An 18,958-nucleotide genomic window follows, 5' to 3' on the forward strand; every position below is an offset into this window, starting at 1 on the left:
GGCCTTGCCGTTCACTCGGCCGCGATGCGATGTCCGTTCGTCGGCAGGCCGGCGAGGATCTTGTCCAGCGTCATCGGATAGTCGCGCACGCGCACGCCGCAGGCATTGTAGATCGCGTTCGTCACCGCCGCGCCGACGCCGCAGATGGCGAGTTCCCCGATGCCCTTGCCGGCCAGCGGGCTTGCCGCATGGTCGCGCTCCGGCATCAGAACCACCTCGAGCTGCGGAACGTCCGCATTCACCGGCACATGATATTCGGCCAGGTCGTGGTTCACGAGAAGGCCGTTGCGCACGTCCACCACCAGCTCTTCGGTCAGCGCCGTGCCGATGCCGAAGATCTGCCCGCCATAGCACTGGGACGTCGCCGTCTTCTCGTTGAGAATGCGGCCCGCCGCGCCGACCGTCAGGAGCCGGCGCACGCGCACCTCGCCGGTGACGGCATTGACGCCGACCTCGCAGAAATGCGCGCCATAGCTCGCCTGATGGGTATTCTGAGACGTCTTGCCCGGCTTGAAATTGCCGGTCATCACGATCGGGCCGTCGGACAGGACCTGCGACAGCGGCGTCTGGCGATTGCCCGAGATCACCGTCCCGTCCTTCAGCGTCATGTCCTCGGCTTTGACGCCGAGCTTCTTGGCCAGCGCCTCGACGATGCCCTGGCAGGCCGTGTAGACGGCCGAGCCCGAGGAGTTCGCCCCCCAGGAGCCGCCGGAGCCTGGTGCCTGCGGCAGGCGCGAATCGCCGAGGCTTACCTCGACATTCTCATGCGGCAGACCCAGCATCTCGGCCGCGATCTGCTGCAGGATCGTGTAGGTGCCGGTGCCGATATCGGTCATATCCGTCTCGACGCTGGCATGGCCGCTGCCGAGCAGCGTGACGCGAGCGGACGCTTGCTGGAGCATGTTCTTGCGCGAGGCCGCGGCCATGCCCATGCCGATCAGCCATTCACCCTCGCGCCGCGCGCCGGGCTTGGTCGAGCGGTTCGCCCAGCCGAAGCGGCGCGCACCCTCGTCCATGCAGTCCACCAACATGCGCGAGGAGAAGGGCAGCCCGTCCTGCGGATCGACCTCCGGCTCGTTGCGCTTGCGGAACTCGATCGGGTCGAGACCCAGTTGCTCGGCCATCTCATCCATGGCGTTTTCGAGCGCCAACATGCCGACCGCCTCGCCCGGCGCGCGCATGGAGGAAGAGAGAAGCAGATTCAGGTTCACCTTGCGATGCGTCACCTGCCGGTTCTCACCGGCATAGAGGAAGACGGTCGAGATGCCGGCGGGCTCGAAGAACTCGTCGCCGCGCGAATTGCTGGTGATCGTGTCATGGGCGATCGCCTGGATGCGCCCGGCCTTGTCGGTGCCGAGCCGCACGCGCTGGATCGTATCCGAGCGGCGCGAGGTCGCCTGATAGACCTGCTGGCGGGTCAGCATCACCTTGACCGGCCGCCCCAGCTTGCGCGACGCCATGGCGGCGAAGACGCTTTCCGGCCCGATGCCGAGCTTGCCGCCGAAACCACCGCCGATATAGCGGTTCACCATATGCACCTTGGACGCGGAGATACCCAGCGCCTTGGCCAGCTGGCTCACATTGGTGGATACCAGCTGATAGCAGCCATAGAGCGTCAACTCGCCATCCTTCCAATCCGCCACGGCGGAATGGGGCTCCATGGCCGAATGGCTTTGGCTCGGCGTCGTATAGGTGACGTCGAACTGCACCTCCGCCTCCGCAAAGGCCTTGTCGAAATCGCCGCGCTTCACCGTCGAGGGCATGGCGCCCGAGCCCTTGGGCGGCTCGTAGGCGTTCTCCTTCTCAGCCTCGAGGTCGTAGACACCCTCGACCGGCTCGAACTCGACCTTGACCAGACGGGCGGCATCGCGCGCGATCTCGAAGCTCGTCGCGACGACGAGGCAGATCGGCTGACCGTAATGCACGACCTCGCCCTTGATCGCGGCCGGCATGTTGTCGTTCGGATCGGCCGAGGCGCGGGGTCCGTCGTCCTCGTAGATCACGTCGAGCACGCCGGCCTTGGCGAGCGCCGCCATCGTGTCGACGCGCTTGATGCGCCCCGCGCCGGTTCCCGCCGTGACGACGAAACCATAGGCGACCTCAGGCCCGGTCATGTTCTCGTAGGCGTAGCGCGCCCGGCCTGTGACCTTCAGCGGTCCCTCGAACCTGTCGATGCCCTTGCCGATGACATTCTGAACGCCTGCGTCGAGACGGGTCTCGCCGACCGGCTCGTTCATCTTGAGATTGAACGTATCCATCAGCTCTCTCCACGCGTTGCGTCATGCAGAACGGCCGGCAGGGTGCGGCGCGTCAGCTCGATTTTGAAATCGTTCTCGCCGAAGCCCTTCGCGTCCTTCAGAAGGATGTCGGCAGCCTTGGCAAAAAGCTGATCGCTGGGCGTCTCGCCCTTCAAGGCGTCCTCCACGGCCGCGTCGCGCCAGGGCACGGTGCCGAGCCCGCCGAAAGCGAGCTTCGCCTCGGCGATACGCCCGCCTTCCATCCGCACGATCGCGGCGACGGAGACAAGCGCGAAGGCATAGGACGCGCGGTCACGCACCTTGCGATAAAGATGCACGCCGTCCACGGGCTTGGGCAGGCGGACGGCGGTGATGAGTTCGCCAGGCTCCAGGTTCGTTTCGATCTGCGGGGTGCCGCCGGGCAGGCGATGAAGCTCCGCGATCGGAATGTCGCGCGTCGAGCCGTCGCTTTTCTGCGTTTCGATCACGGCATCCAGCGCCCGCATGGCCACCGCCATGTCGGAGGGATGGGTCGCGATACAGGCTTCCGAGGTGCCGAGAATGGCGAGGATGCGGTTGAAGCCTTCGCGCCCGTCGCAGCCCGAGCCTGGCTGGCGCTTGTTGCAGCGCGCCGTCGTCTCGTAGAAATAGCCGCATCGCGTGCGCTGGAGAAGATTGCCGCCTGTCGTCGCCTTGTTGCGCAGCTGGCCCGATGCGCCCGCCAGAAGAGCGCGGGAGAGAACTGCATAATCGCGCCGGACGCGTTCGTCGGCCGCCAGCTCGCTGTTGGTCACCAGCGCGCCGATGCGCAGGCCCCCATCCGCCTCTTCGATCGATTTGAGCGCGAGGCGGTTGATATCGACCAGCTTGTCCGGCGTCTCGATCTGGAGCTTCATCAGGTCGAGAAGATTGGTTCCCCCCGCGATGAACTTGGCGCTGGCCTCGGCGGCGATATGGGCGGCCTCGCGCGGGTCGCTCGCGCGCTGATACTCGAACTGTTTCACGCCGCGTCCCTCCCCTTGGCGGTGCGGATCGCGTCCACGATGTTGGGATAGGCCGAACAGCGGCAGATATTGCCACTCATGCGCTCGGAAATCTCGGCGTCGGTGAGATCCACCTCGCCGTCCAGCGTCTCGGTCACGTGGCTCGGCCAGTTCTCGCCGGCCTCCTTCAACATGCCGACGGCCGAGACGATCTGGCCCGGCGTGCAATAGCCGCACTGATAGCCGTCGTGATGGAGGAAGCTTTCCTGCATCGGGTGCAGATGGCCGGGCTCACCCAGACCTTCGATCGTGGTGATCGCATCGCCCTCGTGCATGATGGCGAGGGTCAGGCAGGAATTGATCCGCCGGCCGTTGACGAGAATCGTGCAGGCGCCGCACTGGCCGTGGTCGCAGCCCTTCTTCGTTCCCGTCAGCGCCAGATGCTCGCGCAGAGCGTCGAGCAGCGAGGTCCGGGGGTCGAGGTCCAACTCGTGGTCGGCTCCATTGACGTTCAGTCGCATGACCGATGCCGCTCCTTGTAACGTTTCCAGATTGGACAACGCAGCTAGGGCGGCTTGGGTGCATGGAAATCCGCGACGCGGGTCGTCGGGGGTGACCTTTTGTCTTCAAACGCTTAGGCACGACCGAACACAGACGCTTAGAAGCCGTCCGTCAGCTCGCTCGGGGCGGGCTGCGCGCGGCCGGGCGGCAGGGCGAGACGCCCGCCTGTCATCGGCTCGGGCGCGCCTGTCGTGGTCGGGAAGCTGATCGGCAGGCCGCGCAACGAGCGCACGGCGAGATAGGCGAAGCATTCGGCCTCCACCGTGTCGCCGCGCAGGCCCAGCGCGTCGGCATTCTCGACCTCGACATGCGCGCGCTCGGCGATCTCGCGCATCAGAACCGGATTGCGCCGCCCACCACCGGCGACGACAAGCCGCGTCGGCCGATGCGGCAGAAGATCGAGCGCGCGGCCCACCATGCCGGCCGTAACGGCAGTCAGCAACGCCGCGCCGTCCTCGGTGGACAGGCCCTCCGCCATGGCGGCGGAAAAGTCGTTGCGGTCGAGCGATTTCGGATAGGGCCTCACACAATAGGGGTTGGCGAGAATCGAGGCGAGTCTCGCCTCGTCCACATGGCCCTTGGCCGCCGCCACGCCGTCGCGGTCCATCTCGGCGCCCAGGCGCCGGCCCATCCAGTCGTTGAGCGGAGCATTGGCCGGGCCTGTATCGAAAGCCTGCATCGAACCATCGGCCGCGACCCAGGTCACATTGGCGACGCCGCCGAGATTGAGAAAGGCCGTCTCCTCGCCCGCGCCGATCCGCCGCAAAAGCGCGCGGTGATAGAGCGGCGCGAGCGGAGCCCCCTGCCCGCCCGCCGCGACATCGGCCGAGCGGAAATCATAGACCACGGGAATGCCGAGCCGACCGGCCATCAGCTGGCCGTCTCCAAGCTGGCGCGTCGCGCCCAGCCGCTCGGGCGTGCGCGCCCGGTGCAGGACCGTCTGGCCATGAAAGCCGATCACGCCGACATCCTCGGCCGAGATGCCCTCATCCTCCATCATGGCGGCGATGGCATCGGCCTGGGCGATCGTCAGCGCGCGCTCGGCCTCTGCAAAGATCTCCGGCTCCGGCCCTTCAAAGCCCCATTCGGCGGCCTCGGCCAAGGTTTCCTTGAGAAGAGGACGGATGTCGCGGCGATAGGGGGCGAGCAGGGTCGGGCCGAATTCCTCGATCCGCTCGCCGTCCGTGCGCAGCATGGCGATGTCGACATTTCCGTCCAACACCGTTCCGGTCATCAGACCGATCGCCCAGATCGCCATGGCTGCCCTCGAATCACTCACGAAAATGCTGCATGTGATGGCAGGCAGGCTTCGCGCCAAGCTGACCTGACGCTTTTCGCGGTGAGAGCCAAGTCACGTCTAGCTCACGACCGCGCGATCCGTCACCCGCCGCCAGGACGTTCCGTCGCTGAAGGCCAGAACCGCGCCACCCGCCTCATCCGAAACATGGACGATCTGCCCAGCGCCAGCGGAGGCCGTCGGCAGGGACGCCTTGACGTAGCTGCCGACGCGCAAGGCTCCGCCGAGGTCGAGTGCGCAGACCGGCGCGTCGCTTCGCCCGATAGCGACACGGCCCGAGCCGGCCGCAACGCGCACAGCATCACGAAAGCTCGCGCCATCGGCCGAGACGCGAATCGTCAGATCGTCGCCGCCCGTCAGGCCGATCTCGGCGCGGCCCGACCAGTTGGTCTGGAACAGGACCGACGCCGTCCGGCCGCTCGCGGCCTTGTTGATGATCTTTCGCGCGTCGCCGCTGCCGGGTGTTCGCGCGTCATGCGTCAGAAGCTCGCTATCGGCGGCAACGGTGAGGCGGTTCGTGCCGGTCGCGTCCGCATTGATTCCCAGCCGATCCGCCTGCCGCGGGCGGAAGGGGCGGTCGGTCCAGCCGGCTCCATCGAACAGAAGAAACGCGCCGGTATCGCCGATATAGGCCACCTGCCCCCCGACCGGGCTCACCTCCACGAAGCCGCCATCCTCGAACAAGGCGAGCGAGCCCGCTTTCATCCCCGCCCAGTGCGCGCCCTTGGCCGAGGGCGGCAGAATGTAAAGCTCGCCCTCCTTGGCGCTGGCGGGCTCCTGCGCCAGCGTCGCCGAGACGACGGCGGTCTGCACGAGCACATCGAGCCGGCGCATCGCGTCGTTCACGGTGACGTGCTTTTGCGCCTGCTGCGGCAGAACGAAGGGAAGGTCGAGGCGGGGCGAGGCAGACATGGCGGCGCGTCCTTGGCACGGGTTTCGTCGCGCCGAGCTTAGGTTTGCGCCGTCAGGGCGGGGATAGATGGGGGATAGTTCGCGGAGAGTTTCGCCTCAGCGTGGCTCCGCCTCGTCCACGATCTGCACCGCATCCGGCGCACCGGACACCGCAGCGGCCCCCGAAGCCGTGGTCGAGACGGCCAATTTCTGCTCGCGCAGGAAAATGAACACGCCCGACGCCGTGATGATCGCCGCGCCGAGAAGCAGGCTGACCCTCGGCGTTTCCCCAAACAACACCACGCCGAACAGGATCGCCCAGACAATCAGCGTGTACTGATAGGGCACGACGACGGAGGCCGGCGCGATCAGGAGCGAGCGGTTGACGCAGACATGCGCCACCATGGACACGATGCCGAGCAGGCAGAGAAAACCGAGGTCGAAGGCGCTCGGATGCACCCAGCCGATCGGCGCCAGCACCATGCCCGCGATCAGCGCGGCACTTGTCTGCCAGGCGATCAGCGTCACCTCCCCGCTCTTGGCGAGAATGCGCGTCGAGATCATCAAAAGCGCGTAGCAGAAGCTCCCGCCGACCGCGATCAGCGCCGGCCAGCCGGCATTCACGAGGTCCGGCCCGAGCGCGACGAGCACGCCCACGAAACCGCAAAGCACCGCGCTCCAGCGCACCCAGCCGACGCGCTCCTTCAGAATCAGGGCCGACAGCGCCGTCACGTAGATCGGCCCGGCCAGATAGAAGGTCATGACATTGGCGAGCGGAAGATAGCTCAGCGCCCAGTAGAAGAAGCCGACCTCCAGCGTCGAGCCCAGAGCGCGCGCGATCTGGAGCCTCGGCCGCGTTGGCCGGATTACGCGGCCCCAGCCCTCACGCTGGACGAAGGGGGCGACCACGATCAGCGCCGCGATGCTGCGCAAAAGCAGAACCTGGCCGACCGTATAGGTGCTGACCAGCCATTTGCCCATCGCGTCGTTCACCGCGAACAGGAATACGCCCAAGAGCATGAAACCGACGCCCAGAAGCGCGTTGGACGAGGCGGAAGAGGAAGCGGGCTGCGAACTCATAACGGACGGACATCCAGGCGGGCACGTGCTTCGGGCGTGAAGCGCAGGTTGCGCCTATACCCCCGGCGGCACGGTTCCAAGTGGAATCGCGACCTCGATCGGACGCTGCTTCGTTAGCCGCATCCGGGCGGCTCGGCGCGGGCCTCGCGGAAGGCGCGGCTGAGATAGGGCGAGCCGGTCAGCCCGAATCGCCAAGGCTGTTCCACGCCCTTGGTGATGCCGATTCGCGGCCCCGTCACCAGCCGGTGCGGGCCGACCGGCGCCGTCAGGCGAAAGGGTGGTATGGACAAGTCGAGGCCATCCTGACCCCGATCGATCCCGAGCGCCTGCGTCAACCGCCCTGGCCCCGAGCACAGAAGCTTTGGCGCGTGCGTCCCCCTTCGCTCCGCCATTACCTCCAGTCCCGCCAAAGGCTCCAGCGCCCGAATCAGAACCGCGCTGCCGCGTGTCCCGGCATCGCAGACGATATTGAGGCACCAATGGATGCCGTAGGAACGGTAGACATAGGCGCGCCCGACCGGGCCGAACATGGCGCGGTTGCGCTCGGTCTCGCCGCGAAAACTATGCGAGGCCGGATCGTCCGCCCGGTAAGCCTCCGTTTCCACGATGCGCCCGCCGACGCCCCGCCAGAACAGCTCCGCCCCGATCAGCCGCGCGGCCAGCGTCACCGCATCGAGGGCCAGCCATTCGGCCGGGAAAAGAGGAGCATCAGCGGCGTCGGACATGCGGGCTCGGATCGTTCGATGGGCATTGCCTGCAAGTCGGCCTCCCTTTCAGAGCTTTCAACCCGATTTTCTCCGGTCGAGAAGCGAAGCAAGCGTCTTGACAGGAGGCGCCATCGATCCGTATATGCCGCCCATGCTCGAACGGCCCAACGGCCACGGGCGCTTGCGGCGATACGCCGCTTGTTTTGAAGTGGCAGTGTAGCTCAGCTGGTTAGAGCGTCGGATTCATAACCCGAAGGTCGGTGGTTCAAGTCCACCCACCGCCACCATTCAAACTTCCACCCCCTGCTTATCCATGACAAGATGATGCGAGTTCATGCCGATCGCATGTGCTGAATCATCTGGCATTTCCTCACCTGCACGGCCAATAGAGACTCATGCGATGCCGCGCGAAAGCGCGGGGTCGCTGCAGATGCAGCGCATGAGGACATCCAGCATGACCATTCGGATCGCCGTGATCGGCTGCGGCCAGTGGGGGCAGAACCACGTTCGCACCCTCAAGGAAATCGGTGCCCTCGCCGCCCTGTCGGACGGCAATCCCGAGCGGGCCGCCGCCCTATCCGAGCGATTCGACGTTCCGGCGCGCTCTACCGACGACATTCTGGCCGACGAGACGATCCAGGGTCTCGTTCTCGCCCTGCCCCCGCGCCTGCATGGGCCGACGGCGCGGCGCGCCTTTCAGGCGGGCAAGGATGTGCTGATCGAAAAGCCGATCGGGCTCGACCTGTCAGATGCCGAGGAGACCGCGCGCACCGCCAAGACCGAGGGCCGGCTTCTCATGGTCGGGCATGTCCTGCGTTTTCATCCCGTGTTCGAGGCTTTGGATGCGCTCGTGCGCGCGGGCGTGATCGGCGAGCTGCGCCATATTCTTTCGACCCGCCTCGGCCTCGGCCGGTTCCTCGGCATGGATGCCGTCTGGGATCTCGCGCCGCACGATCTATCTCTTGTTCTGCATATGGCGGGCGGCGCGCCGGAGTGTGTCGAGACGCTGCGCCGCACCGTGCTCAGCGACGAGACGGACGCCGCCGACATCGCGCTTCGGTTCGCGAACGGCCTGACCGGCGAGATCCACGTCTCGCGCGTCTCGCCCTATCGCGACCGGCGCTTCTCGGTGATCGGAACGGAGGGGATGCTGACCTTCGACGATCTGGCACCGGAAGGGCAGAAGCTCGCGCTCTACCGACACAAGGTCTGGCGGGACGGCGCGCATTTCGCCTTCCAGGGCGCCGACGCTGATTACCAGCAAACCGAGCCCGGCCTGCCGCTCGACCGGGAACTGCGCCATTTCATCGACTGCATCGCGACGCGCGCCGAGCCGCGCACGGGCGCGGCGGAAGCGGTCGAGACGGTGCGTATCCTGAACATCGCCTCGCCCCGCGCGCCGACGGCCTGACGCGCCCTCAGGCCGCGCGCGACGCCGCCGATACGGGCTCGGTGCGTGCGATGACGCCGCCGCCCAGAACCTGAACGCCGGCCCCTTCGCCGTCGTAGAAGACGCAGGCCTGCCCCGGCGAGACGCCCTCTTCGCCGGCGGCGAGTTCCACGAAGACCTCACCGCCACCCAGCCCAAGGCGGGCCGGCGCCGGTGGGCGGGTGGAGCGAATCTTGACGAAGAGCGACCGCTCACGCGCGGCCGCCTCGTGCAAGGGCTCGCCGCCCAGCCAGTTGACGTCGCGCAGCGCCAGACGGCGCGTGGCCAGCGCCTCGCGGGGGCCGACGGTGACGGTGCGCGTCCGGGCGTTGATCGCCACGACATAGAGCGGCTCGCCGGCGGCAAGACCCAGGCCCCGCCGCTGGCCGATCGTGAAGTTCACGATGCCCGCATGTTCGCCGAGATGACGCCCGTCCACATGCACGAGATCGCCCGGCGCGCCCGCATCGGGCTTCAGCTTGGCGATCACATCGCTATAGCGCCCCTTAGCGACGAAGCAGATGTCCTGGCTGTCGGGCTTGGATGCGACACCCAGATCGAAGCGGGCCGCGATCTCGCGCGTTTCCGGCTTGGTGAGACGGCCGAGCGGGAAGCGCAGGAAATCGATCTGCTCCTGCGTCGTCGCATAGAGAAAATAGCTCTGATCGCGGTCGAGGTCGGCGGGGCGATACAGGCTGCGGTGCGCCCCGTTCAGCCGCGACTCGATATAATGGCCGGTCGCCAGAGCGTCGGCCCCCAGATCCCGCGCCGTCGTCAGAAGATCGCGGAACTTCACGGTCTGATTGCAGGCCACGCAGGGAATCGGCGTTTCGCCAGCCAGATAGCTTTCCGCAAACGGATTGATCACCGACTGACGAAACTTGTCCTCGTAATCGAGGACATAGTGCGGAATTCCCAGAATCTCGGCCGTGCGCCGGGCATCGGCGATATCCTGTCCCGCGCAGCAGGCGCCGGCGCGCTTGGGCGTCGCACCGCCATCATAGAGCTGCAAGGTGATTCCAACGACGTCGTATCCCTCCGCCTTGAGAAGGGCGGCGGTGACGGACGAATCGACGCCGCCCGACATGGCGACGACAATTCGTGTCTCGGCGGGCGCCTTCGGAAGATCGAGGCTGTTCAGCATGGCGAAGACTCTCGCGAAGTTCCGCGCGTGGCGGCCAGTCAAAGCCCGTATGTAAAGGCTGCGACCGCCCCTGCCAACCGCCTGATCGGGAATGGCTTTTCACCCATTCCGAGAGACCGCCCAAACAGGCCATCCTTGCGCCGGACTTGAGACAACCTCTTATCAAAGTGTTTCAAGGGGCTTAGCGGATTTTTTAGATGCTCAGGGCTAACTTACGACAGCGATTAGGTCTTTGCGTGAGTGTAGAGAGTTCAATGACCGATCAGGTTAGACCAAGAGTGAAATACGTCATCGGGCCCGACGGCAGCCCCCTGACGATCGCCGATCTGCCGCCATCCAACACGAGACGTTGGGTGATCCGTCGCAAGGCCGAAGTCGTGGCAGCGGTTCGTGGTGGGCTTCTCAGCCTCGACGAAGCCTGCTCGCGTTATACGCTGACCGTGGAAGAGTTCCTGTCCTGGCAGGTGTCGATCGACAGTCACGGCCTGGCCGGGCTGCGCACGACGCAGATTCAGGAGTACCGCAAGAAGGCCGATCTCCACTAGGGAGACGAGCCCCTTCCCTCATGATGAGGCAGGACGACGGGACTGGCGAAAGCCGGTCCTTTTCGTTTTTTTGGCCTCGAGGGTTTTCGCATGTGACGTGCGACGAAGTCCTCGGACGGCGGCTTTGCACGGCCTTCGTCTCGCTGGTGTTTAGAATCGCAAGCTTGCTTCAGGCTTGAACACGAAAAAAGGCCCGCGCCGGAGCGCTAGGCCTTTGTAACGCGATCGAAGGCTCGCCTCGAATGTCAGGCGACGGCGGAGCGCCGATCATCGGTCGATTCGCGCTGTTCGAGTTTTTCGGCATTGGCGTATTCCGCCTCCGCCTCTTCCAGCGAGATCCGGGCGGCGTTCATCTGAATGCGCAGGTCGCCTACGGAATTCATCAGATTGTCGCGGCGGGTCCGGGCGGCCTTGGCGAAGGTCGGATAGGCGAAATGGGCCATATCCGTAATGCCGGACTTCTTTTCTTCGTTGCTGATCTGAGCGTCCAGTTCGGCCGCCATGCGCTCGAATTCATTGAGCATCAGTTGGAGCTGCTCCACCTGCCGCCGCTTCTCCGTCACCTTGAAGCGGCTCAGGCGCATGATATTCTCACGTTTCGGCATCACGCTTCACTCTCCTCTTCCATAGGGCCTCTCACATGTGGCCCCGTGACGCGTCGCGAGGTGAGGTTTCGGGCAAGCCTCGAAAGCTAGCTTTAACCACCTGTTTACGCGCACCGTTAATCATATGGGGCGAGGATTTAAGGCCCAGTAAATCGAACGGTTCAAACACACGTCTTCTTTGTTTCTCAGCTCGCAGTTTGTGGCTTCAAGGTAACACCGACGATCTTAAGCAAAAGCTGCCACAACAATTCGACAGGAAGCCAGAAATTGAAGCGATTGTTAACCATTCGATGCGAAGCTCGATCCAGCAGAACACGAACTCCAACCTCGTCGGTTTCAAGGCGATCGACTGGGCTGACGCAGAGGAATAGATGATGCGCGTTCTTTTGATCGAGGATGACAGCGCCGTCGCGCAAAGCATCGAACTCATGCTGAAGTCCGAGAGCTTCAACGTGTATACGACCGACCTGGGCGAGGAAGGCGTAGATCTCGGCAAACTGTATGATTACGACATCATCCTGCTGGATCTGAACCTCCCCGACATGTCCGGCTATGAAGTTCTTCGGACGCTTCGTCTGGCCAAGGTCAAGACGCCGATTCTCATCCTGTCCGGCATGGCGGGAATCGAGGACAAGGTTCGCGGCCTCGGGTTCGGCGCGGACGACTATATGACCAAGCCCTTCCACAAGGACGAGCTGGTTGCCCGCATCCATGCGATCGTGCGCCGCTCCAAGGGCCACGCTCAGTCGGTGATCGTGACCGGCGATCTGACGGTGAATCTCGATGCCAAGACCGTCGAGGTCAACGGCCAGCGCGTCCACCTGACGGGCAAGGAATATGCCATGCTGGAGCTGCTTTCGCTCCGCAAGGGCACGACGCTCACCAAGGAAATGTTCCTGAACCATCTCTATGGTGGCATGGACGAGCCGGAACTGAAGATCATCGACGTCTTCATCTGCAAGCTGCGCAAGAAGCTGGCGACCGCGACCGACGGCAAGAACTATATCGAGACAGTCTGGGGTCGCGGCTATGTGCTGCGCGAGCCGGACGCCGATACCCGCGCAGCCTGATTTCTCCAGGTCTGCCGCCAACAACAAAGCCCGTGAGCCCATGAGGGGCCGCGGGCTTTTTGCTGTGCCCGCTCATGGGTCCGTCAGCTTCGGAAGGGTCGCATGCGACGGCCTTTGCGCCCTGCTTCGAGCGCACGCGTGCTGGCAGCCGGCGTGGAAGGCGAGACGACTTCGAACGCCATCGACGCCCCGTTCCAAGCCTCGCACCCGAATCACGCCGTCCGTTTTCGTCAGGACAGGCCTTCATCGCTTGGGAGCTGCCGGAGCCTCAAGCGGCCACGGGGAGATAGGGCTGGACCCAGGCCGTCAGCGTCGCGCGATCGAAGGGACGAAACAGGAAACCGCTGGCGCCCGCGCGCTTGCTGCGGGTCATCAGTCCGAGATTCGATTCCACCAGCGAAACGAGAATCGGTGCTCTCGGCACCGCGCCGGCGCGCAAGGTTCGCAGCGCCACATCGACCGGCATATCGGGCATGGTGGCCGACAGGAGAACCAGATCGAACCCATTGGTTCTCTGATCGAGAGCCGCCAGCGCCTCGTTCATGTTGAGGGCGCCCACCGTCTCCGCACCCAGGCCGGATAGAACGCGGCTGGCGACCTTCAGGACGATGTTGTTCTCGTCGATCACAAGACAGGAGGGCATGGCGCGGGACTCTCGGCACGGGGGCAATACCCCACCCTAGAGCCTCGCGCTTTTCCGTTCGGTTCCCAAACGCGGCGAAGGAAGCGTAAAGGAAACCGGAAAAATGAGGGCGATCAGTCGCGCTCGACGCTGAACACCGCCGTTTCGCCTTCCTGCGCCAGGGTGATCGTCGCCCCGCACTCGCGAGCCAGAAGCAGCGTGTAATATTGCTGGACGCCATGGGCGTCGATCGGCTCGGCCATGGTTTCGCCGCCGAGCAGCGCGCGGAAGGTCGCCGGCACGCGCAAGGGCTTGCCACTGGCCGTCAGGGTGATGCGAAGGCGCGGCTCCAGTTCGTCGACGCGCACGGTGACGGTGCGCCCGCGCGGCACGGAGGCATTGGCGATCACGATCAGATTGAGAACCAGCTTGGCGACGTTTTTAGGAACATAGGCGCGCTGGCCTTCCCAATGGAGTTCCGCCTTCTCGAAGGACATGAAGCCTTCGGCCACCGTCTTCGCGTCGCCCATATCGATCTGGGCGACGGTGGAGCCCGACGAGCCGTAGGCGATGCGCGCGAACTGGAGCTTGGCGACGGCGCTCTGCGTCGAACGCCGCACCAGGGCCATGGCCTCGGGATCGTTCGGCATCTCGTCCAGAAGTTCCAGACCGGCCTGCACCGCACCGACAGGAGAGATGATGTCGTGGCACAGACGGCTGGCGAGAAGAGCGGCCAGATCCGCAGCGGACAAGTCGGGCAGGTGCGTCATCTCGGCTCCGTGCGTCCTGATGGTTAAAATTGTCTGATACGCCGCCTAACATGTGGCGGGCCGCCACACGAGGGCGGATCGCGGCTTCCTCCCATTTCAGCCGCTCGCGTGCGGTAACGGCAACAGGCGAAGCCCACCGCGCGGATGCCGCTGTTCGTCGTTCGGGCGCTCCGCACACGGCTTTTGCGCTTTTGTTCCGCCATCTTAGGATTTCGGAAACCATGTCAAATCTAGGCTGTGCCGAACATGCGCAGCCGCACGCGCCCGCTCGTTCCGAGGGATACGATCCATGCAGCGCCTCCTCCGGCCACTTCGCCTTCTGTCTCTCGCCGCTCTGACGATGGGAGCCACTCTGTCGCCTCCGCTTCTCGCGCCCGCCTCGGCTCAGCAGAAATCGGGCGGTGGCTATACGATGCAGGAGATCGTCACCGAAGGGCACCGCTTCTTCGGCGCGACCGCAGGGGGCCTTGCCACCGTCGTCGAGCGAGCCTTCCAGGAGCGCGGCCTGCCGAACGGCTATATTCTCGGCGAGGAAGGCTCGGGCGCCTTCATCGGCGGCCTGCGCTACGGCGAGGGCACGCTCTTCACCAAGAACGCGGGCGAGCATCACGTCTATTGGCAAGGTCCGTCGATCGGCTTCGATGCCGGGGGCGACGGGGCGCGCACCATGATGCTGGTCTATGATCTGCCCTCGGTGAACAGCCTCTACGGGCGCTATGCCGGTGTGTCGGGCAATGCCTATCTCGTGGGGGGCGTCGGCATGACGTTGCTCCAGCGCGATTCCATCACGCTCGTTCCGATCCGCACGGGGCTCGGCGCGCGTCTGGGGGTCAATATCGGCTATCTCAAACTGACGCCGGCGCCCACCTGGAACCCGTTCTAAACCGCTACCCGAAGCCAATCCGGCTGCCATATAACGACGTCTAGTCAATGCGGCGGGGCTCGGCGTAAAAGGCCTCGGCCGGCTGCGTCGCGGCCTGCGCCAAGCCCATTCGTTCCCTTTCCGAGGGACAAGGCCTGCGCGCCGGGGAGCGCTGGGATAGTGATGATCGCGACAGCCCTTATCTTTCTGCTCGGCGCGCTGACGGCGACCTTGATCCTTCTTCTGCTGATACCGCTCGTCTGGCGGCGGGCGCAGCGGCTGGCCCGGCGCGAATTCAATGCCACGATCCCCACCAGTGTGAACGAAATCCGCGCCGAGATGGATCTGGTGCGCGCCACCTCCGCCTTCGACATCCGTCGCGAGGAGCGCCGCGCGCAGGAGCTGATGGAGCAGGCCGTGCGCGAGCGCGGTGAAGCCGGGCGGGTGATCGTCGAGAACGGCCACCTCGTCACGCGCGGTCGGGAGCTGGAAGGCCATCTTGCCGAGCGCGACAAGACGATCGCCAAACTCGAAGAGCGTCTGCACACCGTGATCGCCGAGCGGGACGAGTTGGTGCAGCATCGCCACGACCTGCGCGCCAAGCTTCAGGCGCGGGCCGAGGAGATGGAAGCGCTGGCTCTGCGCCATCAGGCTCTCAAGGAACGCTCCGACGAACAGCGCCGGCATATCGCCGCGGCCGATGCGCGCGTGTTGGACCTGTCGGAGGCGCTGCGCGCCGCGCGCGAACGCGTGCCTGCACGCGCCTCGCAGCCCGAAGGCGCAGTCCCTCCAGTCCCCGCTCCGATCGCCGTCGTCGAGCCCGACGCGGCGCTCGCAGCCATGGCGACGTCAAACGCCCGCCCCAGCGGCAGCGCCCGTCTTCGAGCCGTGTTGCAGAGCAATCAGGCGACCACCGACATCAAGTCTGGCCCGGAGCGCGGCGATGGGAGTGAGAACGCCGAGATTCGCAAGCGGATCAGCGACATCGCGGCGCGCGTCATCCAGAAGGAAATCGAGGCCGAAGGGCCGAACTCGCGCTTGCGCGAGATGATCGAGCGGCATGAGCCTCCGCGCGAAGGCGGCGTGCCCAGCTTGGCAGCCCGCGTCCGCTCGCTTCTCTCCGACACACCCGCAGTCTCGCCGACGCCCGTTGCGAACGCGCCTGCCATGGCGGCGACATCGCCTGCGGAACCCGAACCCACACCTGCGGTCAGCTCGGCTCGAACCGCCGGGAAAAGAAATGGTGGAGGGCGATCGCGGCCGAAGTCGCGACGTTGAGACTGTCGAGACCGGGCGCCATGGCGATGCGCAGCGAGCGCACGTCACTGAGCAAGGCCGGGTCGAGCCCCTCGCCTTCCGTGCCCAGGAACAGAGCCCGCGGCCGATGGGTCCCCAGTTCATGCAGGGCGATGTCGCCGGCCGGCGACAGGCACAGGCATTCGAAGCCCAGGCCCGCCAGCCAGGCGTGAATGGCCCGCACCCCCTCCATCCGCCGAAACGGGATGGTTAGGACCGAGCCGACGGAAACGCGGATGGATTTGCGATACAGCGGGTCGCAGGCCGTCTGGTCGAGGATCACGGCGCCCACACCGAACGCATCGCCATTGCGAAACAGCGCTCCCATATTGTCGTGGTTCGACAGGCCGCAGGCGACGACCACCAAGCCCTTGTCACGCTGGATCGCGGATAGACGGGCGTTCCAGTCCGCGTCGGTTTCCGGCTCGGCGGCGACGCCATAGGCCAGAACGCCGCGATGAACCGGAAAGCCGGCGATCGCGTCGAAGACTTCCGAATCGGCCACATAAATGGGCACGTCCGACCCGAAGCTCGCCAAGCGTGGCTCCAATCCCGCCAGGCGATTGCGCAGGATGAGAAGCGCACCCGCCCGAAAGCGCTCCGAGCGCGCGAGCTGATCCAGCACCACGCTTCCTTCCGCCATGAACCCATCCCGTCCGCGCAGGTCGCGGTCACGCACATCGCGAAAGGGCTCGATCCGTGGATCGGTGGGGTCGAAGATCTCGATGATGGGGGGCATGGCTGTGCCGTCTTCCCTTGTGCTGCGACAGGGCGACGCGCCTCGGCCGGAGCCGAAAGGCGGGTGCCACGGCAAGGCTTGTCCTGTATGCCGGGGCACATGTCCACTGCGCCTGCCGCCATCGGCGAAACCGCCCTGTATCTGCCGGTCAAACGCTTTCTCGAAACGCTGGGCTTCAGCGTGAAGGGCGAGATTGGATCCTGTGATCTTCTGGCGTTGAAGGACGGCGAGCCGCCGATTGTTGTGGTCTGCGAGTTGAAGCTTCAGTTCAATCTCGAACTCGTGCTGCAAGGCGTCGACCGCGCGCCCATGGCCGACGAAATCTGGTTGGCCGGCCCGTTGTCGGCCCGCGGCAAGGGGCGCGAGGGCGATCGGCGCTTCCGTGATCTGTGCCGGCGGCTTGGCTTCGGCCTGCTGGCGGTGGATGGCAACGGCGGCGTCCATGTTCTCCTGTCGCCTGAATCCCCCGCTCCCCGCCGCAATGCCAAGCGCCGCTCGCGCCTCGTCGCCGAGCATCGACGCCGACGCGGCGATCCGGCAACCGGCGGTGCCACCCGCCAACCGATCATGACGGCGTACCGGCAGGAGGCATTGCGCTGTGCGCTGGCGCTCGAAAACGGCCCGAAGCGGCCGAAGGACCTGCGCCCCGCCTGTCCCAACGCGCAGAAGATTTTGCATCGAAATGTCTACGGCTGGTTCGCCAGCCCCGCGCGCGGCACTTACGAGCTGACGCCGGCTGGCTTCGAAGCGCTGAAGCGCTGGCCGCAGGAGAGAGATGGGATCCCGAACGAAGCGCCGGCCAGCGCGTTGCAGGAGCCATGATCTTCTTCACCGCCGACACACACTTTTCCGATCCGCGCATTCTGCGCTTGGACAAGCGCCCCTTTCCCAACCTCGCCGCACATGACGACGCGCTGATCGAACGATGGAACGCGGCGGTCAGACCGGAGGACGAGGTCTGGCATCTCGGCGATTTCGCCAAAGGAACACCCGACGAAAAGGCCGCCCTTCTCGCTCGGCTCAACGGGCGCAAGCATCTCGTTGCGGGCAACAATGACGACGAGGCGACGCTGAGCCTCCCCGGCTGGAGCAGCGTCTCACCCTATCAGGAACTGGTGGTGGACGGCCGAAAGCTGGTGCTCTGCCACTACGCGTTTCGAACTTGGAACGGCAGCGGCAAGGGCGCGCTCAATCTCCACGGACATTCGCACGGCAAGCTGATGCCGATGTCCGGTCAGTATGATGTCGGGGTGGACGTGTTCCCGTTTCGGCCCGTGACACTCGGCGACATTCTCATATCGCGACGGCGGCGAAAGCCGGAAACGACATCAGTTGGCGAACTTTGAGGAGATGTTCCGCAGCGCCTGCACGATCGAGGCCGGCGGATAAGGCTTGGCGAAGAAGAGCCCGTTTTCCGGCAGGTCTTCGTCCGTCACCTTCACATGGCCCGATGCGATGAAGATCGAGACCGGAGGCCAACGGTCGCGCACCGCTTGGGCCAGCTTCAATCCGTCCATGGAACCGGGCATATCGACATCCGTAAAGAGGACGCGAATGTCGGAATGACGCTCCAGAAGCCGGATCGCCTCGTCTGCGTTCGAAGCCGCATAGGCCTTGAACCCTGCCTCCTCCACGAGATCGACCGCGTCCCACAGCAGAAGAGGTTCATCTTCCACGACGAGCACGGCGAAATGGTTCGGGTCGAAGGATTGGGCCATGATGAGAAAATGCTTGGAACGGGGCTCTGGTTCAGGACGCAGTGACGGACGATAGAAGGATTTCAAACTGAGCCTTCAAAGGCGTAAACACGGTGCTGTCGCAAGTCCCGCGAGGGATCTTTCAAACAGGAATATGAGCAGCCAACCATGCGCCTCCCAGGAGGAGCCGGCCCGATCGTCGCGGTGTCGCGCATGGGCATCCTCCCCTTTTCAAACTTCTGCCTCCGTCGCTCTCACGTTTGACAACGGGCGTGATCTAATCGTGATCTTTCGCGAAGCGACCCTCTGCCTTTCACGTATTCGTGAGATCTAGAGAGAAGATGAGGATTCCAGCCCCTCGGAACAAGAGGCTGACTTGGGATCGAAGACGGGATTGTCGGGGACGAAACTTTGCCGACCATC

The 18,958-nt window shown here is 65.0% G+C and carries 20 protein-coding genes and 1 tRNA gene; 8 read left to right on the forward strand and 13 right to left on the reverse strand.

Features of this window, described 5'->3' with window-relative positions; all coding sequences use genetic code 11:
* Positions 1-11: 11 nt before the first annotated feature.
* The 7 genes from AUL36_RS01120 to AUL36_RS01150 form a co-directional block, all read right to left on the reverse strand.
* A complete protein-coding gene (locus AUL36_RS01120; protein ID WP_062217085.1) occupies positions 12-2,258 on the reverse strand; it encodes a xanthine dehydrogenase family protein molybdopterin-binding subunit in 2,247 nt (748 codons plus the stop codon).
* Positions 2,258-3,241: an FAD binding domain-containing protein gene (locus tag AUL36_RS01125; protein WP_062217095.1), complete on the reverse strand. Its 984-nt coding sequence runs from the start codon at positions 3,239-3,241 to the stop codon at positions 2,258-2,260. Before AUL36_RS01125 ends, AUL36_RS01120 begins: the two co-directional genes overlap by 1 nt.
* Positions 3,238-3,741: a 2Fe-2S iron-sulfur cluster-binding protein gene (locus AUL36_RS01130; RefSeq protein ID WP_082640248.1), complete on the reverse strand. Its 504-nt coding sequence runs from the start codon at positions 3,739-3,741 to the stop codon at positions 3,238-3,240. Before AUL36_RS01130 ends, AUL36_RS01125 begins: the two co-directional genes overlap by 4 nt.
* Before the next feature lie 137 nt (positions 3,742-3,878).
* Complete coding sequence (locus tag AUL36_RS01135; protein WP_062217098.1) at positions 3,879-5,039, reverse strand: anhydro-N-acetylmuramic acid kinase; 1,161 nt, start codon at positions 5,037-5,039, stop codon at positions 3,879-3,881.
* Between the two features lie 99 nt (positions 5,040-5,138).
* The gene (locus AUL36_RS01140; protein ID WP_062217100.1) at positions 5,139-5,990 is read right to left on the reverse strand and encodes a DUF2793 domain-containing protein; all 852 of its coding nucleotides are present in this window, start codon (positions 5,988-5,990) and stop codon (positions 5,139-5,141) included.
* A gap of 96 nt (positions 5,991-6,086) precedes the next feature.
* Complete coding sequence (locus AUL36_RS01145) at positions 6,087-7,049, reverse strand: DMT family transporter (protein WP_062217103.1); 963 nt, start codon at positions 7,047-7,049, stop codon at positions 6,087-6,089.
* Between the two features lie 113 nt (positions 7,050-7,162).
* The gene (locus AUL36_RS01150; RefSeq protein WP_062217106.1) at positions 7,163-7,774 is read right to left on the reverse strand and encodes a DNA-3-methyladenine glycosylase; all 612 of its coding nucleotides are present in this window, start codon (positions 7,772-7,774) and stop codon (positions 7,163-7,165) included.
* A gap of 192 nt (positions 7,775-7,966) precedes the next feature.
* On the opposite strand from AUL36_RS01150, the gene AUL36_RS01155 reads away from it, so the two are divergent.
* Both AUL36_RS01155 and AUL36_RS01160 read left to right on the forward strand, forming a co-directional pair.
* Positions 7,967-8,043, forward strand: a tRNA-Met gene (locus AUL36_RS01155).
* A 167-nt stretch (positions 8,044-8,210) separates the two neighbouring features.
* Complete coding sequence (locus tag AUL36_RS01160; RefSeq protein WP_062217194.1) at positions 8,211-9,167, forward strand: Gfo/Idh/MocA family protein; 957 nt, start codon at positions 8,211-8,213, stop codon at positions 9,165-9,167.
* 7 nt (positions 9,168-9,174) lie between these two features.
* Here AUL36_RS01160 and mnmA read toward each other — a convergent pair whose 3' ends face one another.
* Positions 9,175-10,329, reverse strand: a complete 1,155-nt coding sequence (gene mnmA / locus AUL36_RS01165; protein WP_062217109.1) for a tRNA 2-thiouridine(34) synthase MnmA — start codon at positions 10,327-10,329, stop codon at positions 9,175-9,177.
* A 254-nt stretch (positions 10,330-10,583) separates the two neighbouring features.
* Between mnmA and sciP the strand changes: the two genes are divergently transcribed.
* Positions 10,584-10,874 (forward strand): CtrA inhibitor SciP, encoded by a 291-nt coding sequence (sciP, locus tag AUL36_RS01170; protein ID WP_026358527.1) that lies wholly within the window; start codon positions 10,584-10,586, stop codon positions 10,872-10,874.
* Positions 10,875-11,119: 245 nt separating this feature from the next.
* Here the strand turns inward: sciP and AUL36_RS01175 are convergent, their stop codons facing one another.
* The gene (locus AUL36_RS01175) at positions 11,120-11,479 is read right to left on the reverse strand and encodes a flagellar FliJ family protein (RefSeq protein ID WP_058600785.1); all 360 of its coding nucleotides are present in this window, start codon (positions 11,477-11,479) and stop codon (positions 11,120-11,122) included.
* A gap of 374 nt (positions 11,480-11,853) precedes the next feature.
* Here AUL36_RS01175 and ctrA point away from each other — a divergent pair, with 374 nt between their 5' ends.
* Positions 11,854-12,549 carry a response regulator transcription factor CtrA gene (ctrA, locus tag AUL36_RS01180; protein WP_058600945.1) on the forward strand — a complete coding sequence of 232 codons (696 nt, stop codon included), beginning with the start codon at positions 11,854-11,856 and terminating at the stop codon, positions 12,547-12,549.
* A 268-nt stretch (positions 12,550-12,817) separates the two neighbouring features.
* On the opposite strand, the gene AUL36_RS01185 is transcribed toward ctrA, so the two are convergent.
* Positions 12,818-13,192 carry a response regulator gene (locus AUL36_RS01185; RefSeq protein ID WP_058634415.1) on the reverse strand — a complete coding sequence of 125 codons (375 nt, stop codon included), beginning with the start codon at positions 13,190-13,192 and terminating at the stop codon, positions 12,818-12,820.
* A gap of 113 nt (positions 13,193-13,305) precedes the next feature.
* Positions 13,306-13,941 (reverse strand): histidine phosphotransferase ChpT, encoded by a 636-nt coding sequence (gene chpT, locus AUL36_RS01190; RefSeq protein ID WP_062217111.1) that lies wholly within the window; start codon positions 13,939-13,941, stop codon positions 13,306-13,308.
* A 289-nt stretch (positions 13,942-14,230) separates the two neighbouring features.
* Between chpT and AUL36_RS01195 the strand changes: the two genes are divergently transcribed.
* Both AUL36_RS01195 and AUL36_RS01200 read left to right on the forward strand, forming a co-directional pair.
* Positions 14,231-14,824: a DUF1134 domain-containing protein gene (locus AUL36_RS01195; protein WP_062217114.1), complete on the forward strand. Its 594-nt coding sequence runs from the start codon at positions 14,231-14,233 to the stop codon at positions 14,822-14,824.
* A 162-nt stretch (positions 14,825-14,986) separates the two neighbouring features.
* Complete coding sequence (locus AUL36_RS01200) at positions 14,987-16,081, forward strand: hypothetical protein (RefSeq protein WP_062217118.1); 1,095 nt, start codon at positions 14,987-14,989, stop codon at positions 16,079-16,081.
* Here the strand turns inward: AUL36_RS01200 and AUL36_RS01205 are convergent.
* Positions 16,014-16,838, reverse strand: coding sequence for a TrmH family RNA methyltransferase (locus AUL36_RS01205; RefSeq protein ID WP_062217121.1), 825 nt, complete (start codon positions 16,836-16,838; stop codon positions 16,014-16,016). The two genes, AUL36_RS01200 and AUL36_RS01205, sit on opposite strands and share 68 nt — an antisense overlap.
* A gap of 99 nt (positions 16,839-16,937) precedes the next feature.
* On the opposite strand from AUL36_RS01205, the gene AUL36_RS01210 reads away from it, so the two are divergent.
* Together AUL36_RS01210 and AUL36_RS01215 are read left to right on the forward strand one after the other, a co-directional pair.
* Positions 16,938-17,660, forward strand: a complete 723-nt coding sequence (locus tag AUL36_RS01210; RefSeq protein WP_244496995.1) for a DUF2161 domain-containing phosphodiesterase — start codon at positions 16,938-16,940, stop codon at positions 17,658-17,660.
* On the forward strand, positions 17,657-18,184 hold the full coding sequence (locus AUL36_RS01215) for a metallophosphoesterase family protein (RefSeq protein WP_062217124.1): 528 nt from the start codon (positions 17,657-17,659) through the stop codon (positions 18,182-18,184). Before AUL36_RS01210 ends, AUL36_RS01215 begins: the two co-directional genes overlap by 4 nt.
* Here the strand turns inward: AUL36_RS01215 and AUL36_RS01220 are convergent.
* Positions 18,167-18,556 carry a response regulator gene (locus tag AUL36_RS01220; RefSeq protein WP_058634421.1) on the reverse strand — a complete coding sequence of 130 codons (390 nt, stop codon included), beginning with the start codon at positions 18,554-18,556 and terminating at the stop codon, positions 18,167-18,169. The genes AUL36_RS01215 and AUL36_RS01220 overlap by 18 nt on opposite strands.
* Positions 18,557-18,958 lie beyond the last annotated feature (402 nt).

Source organism: Aureimonas sp. D3, from assembly GCF_001463805.1.
Taxonomy (GTDB): Bacteria; Pseudomonadota; Alphaproteobacteria; order Rhizobiales; family Rhizobiaceae; genus Aureimonas; species Aureimonas ureilytica_A.

What these genes read in the sequence shown, in the direction of transcription:
- sciP (WP_026358527.1), top strand. Translation starts at nt 10,584, where the DNA reads ATGACCGATCAGGTTAGACCAAGAGTGAAATACGTCATCGGGCCCGAC.
- AUL36_RS01175 (WP_058600785.1), bottom strand. Translation starts at nt 11,479, where the DNA reads ATGCCGAAACGTGAGAATATCATGCGCCTGAGCCGCTTCAAGGTGACG.
- ctrA (WP_058600945.1), top strand. Translation starts at nt 11,854, where the DNA reads ATGCGCGTTCTTTTGATCGAGGATGACAGCGCCGTCGCGCAAAGCATC.
- AUL36_RS01205 (WP_062217121.1), bottom strand. Translation starts at nt 16,838, where the DNA reads ATGCCCCCCATCATCGAGATCTTCGACCCCACCGATCCACGGATCGAG.
- AUL36_RS01200 (WP_062217118.1), top strand. Translation starts at nt 14,987, where the DNA reads ATGATCGCGACAGCCCTTATCTTTCTGCTCGGCGCGCTGACGGCGACC.
- AUL36_RS01145 (WP_062217103.1), bottom strand. Translation starts at nt 7,049, where the DNA reads ATGAGTTCGCAGCCCGCTTCCTCTTCCGCCTCGTCCAACGCGCTTCTG.
- AUL36_RS01220 (WP_058634421.1), bottom strand. Translation starts at nt 18,556, where the DNA reads ATGGCCCAATCCTTCGACCCGAACCATTTCGCCGTGCTCGTCGTGGAA.
- AUL36_RS01160 (WP_062217194.1), top strand. Translation starts at nt 8,211, where the DNA reads ATGACCATTCGGATCGCCGTGATCGGCTGCGGCCAGTGGGGGCAGAAC.
- chpT (WP_062217111.1), bottom strand. Translation starts at nt 13,941, where the DNA reads ATGACGCACCTGCCCGACTTGTCCGCTGCGGATCTGGCCGCTCTTCTC.
- mnmA (WP_062217109.1), bottom strand. Translation starts at nt 10,329, where the DNA reads ATGCTGAACAGCCTCGATCTTCCGAAGGCGCCCGCCGAGACACGAATT.
- AUL36_RS01185 (WP_058634415.1), bottom strand. Translation starts at nt 13,192, where the DNA reads ATGCCCTCCTGTCTTGTGATCGACGAGAACAACATCGTCCTGAAGGTC.
- AUL36_RS01130 (WP_082640248.1), bottom strand. Translation starts at nt 3,741, where the DNA reads ATGCGACTGAACGTCAATGGAGCCGACCACGAGTTGGACCTCGACCCC.
- AUL36_RS01215 (WP_062217124.1), top strand. Translation starts at nt 17,657, where the DNA reads ATGATCTTCTTCACCGCCGACACACACTTTTCCGATCCGCGCATTCTG.
- AUL36_RS01140 (WP_062217100.1), bottom strand. Translation starts at nt 5,990, where the DNA reads ATGTCTGCCTCGCCCCGCCTCGACCTTCCCTTCGTTCTGCCGCAGCAG.
- AUL36_RS01150 (WP_062217106.1), bottom strand. Translation starts at nt 7,774, where the DNA reads ATGTCCGACGCCGCTGATGCTCCTCTTTTCCCGGCCGAATGGCTGGCC.
- AUL36_RS01120 (WP_062217085.1), bottom strand. Translation starts at nt 2,258, where the DNA reads ATGGATACGTTCAATCTCAAGATGAACGAGCCGGTCGGCGAGACCCGT.
- AUL36_RS01135 (WP_062217098.1), bottom strand. Translation starts at nt 5,039, where the DNA reads ATGGCGATCTGGGCGATCGGTCTGATGACCGGAACGGTGTTGGACGGA.
- AUL36_RS01210 (WP_244496995.1), top strand. Translation starts at nt 16,938, where the DNA reads ATGTCCACTGCGCCTGCCGCCATCGGCGAAACCGCCCTGTATCTGCCG.
- AUL36_RS01195 (WP_062217114.1), top strand. Translation starts at nt 14,231, where the DNA reads ATGCAGCGCCTCCTCCGGCCACTTCGCCTTCTGTCTCTCGCCGCTCTG.